The organism is Klebsiella sp. MS 92-3, assembly GCF_000195655.1.
Classification (GTDB): domain Bacteria; phylum Pseudomonadota; class Gammaproteobacteria; order Enterobacterales; family Enterobacteriaceae; genus Klebsiella; species Klebsiella pneumoniae.
On sequence record NZ_GL882814.1, the window covers coordinates 56552 to 57583 of the forward strand.

A 1032-nucleotide genomic window follows, 5' to 3' on the forward strand; every position below is an offset into this window, starting at 1 on the left:
CGCCCCTGACGATGGACCCGCGCCGCTGCAGAACGCGGCGGCGCAAGCGGCTTAACGCCACTGGTACAGCAGCGGCTCCCCGGCGACATAGCGCTGAAGATCGGCGGCAATCATCGCCGTGTGTTTGGCGATACTCTCCCGGGTGGCTCCGGCGATATGCGGCGTGATAATCACGTTATCGAACTCGATGACAAAAGGATGATCGCGCCACAGCGGTTCGCGGTGATAGACATCCAGCGCCGCGCCGCCCAGCGGGCCGTGGCGCAGGGCATCAATCAGCGCTGCCTCGTCGACCACCGCCGCGCGAGAGGTATTGATCAGCAGCGCGCCGGGCTTCATGCTGTTTAACAGCGCGGCATTCACCAGCCCGTCGCTGTGCGGCCCGCTGCTCAGGTGCAGGCTGACGATATCCGCCTCGCGGAACAGCGCCTCCGGGGTCGTTTTCTGTAACCCTGGCTCATTGATATCCTCTGCGGCGACGAACGGATCCACCACCAACACCGCCATGCCGAACGCCCGGGCGATACGCGCCACCCGGCGGCCAATGTTGCCATACCCCACCAGCCCCAGCGTTTTATTGCGCAGTTCACTGCCTTTAAACACTTCATAGGGGCTTTCCGGGCTCACGTCCCAGACCACATCCCGCCGCAGACCCTGCTGAGTGGCGGCGGCGGCATTGTCAGCCTGCGTGAATTCCCCCCGCTTCAGCGCCGCATGGGATTGCGGAATATGGCGCGCCAGGCTGAGCATCAGGCCAAGCGTCAGCTCCGCGGCGGCATCGGCATTGCGCCCCGGGGTGTAGAGCACCCGGATGCCGCGCGCCTGGGCGGCCTGGGTATCAATATTCACCGGATTCGCGCGGGTGCAGGCGATCACCTGCAGGCGCGGACAGGCGGCCATTACCGCGTCCGTCACCTCATCATAGCTGGTCACCAGCACCTCGGCGTCGTGGGCCAGCTCAATCAGCTGACCGGCGCTGAGTTTCGGTTTGCCCAGCGCCCACCCCTCCCCCCCCCCCCCCCCCCCCCCCCC

At 66.2% G+C, this 1032-nt stretch carries 1 protein-coding gene; it reads right to left on the minus strand.

Annotated features, from left to right (window positions below; all coding sequences use genetic code 11):
• Positions 1–51: 51 nt before the first annotated feature.
• On the minus strand, positions 52–1032 hold a 981-nt coding region (locus tag HMPREF9538_RS12990; RefSeq protein ID WP_009485208.1), incomplete at its 5' end, for a 2-hydroxyacid dehydrogenase.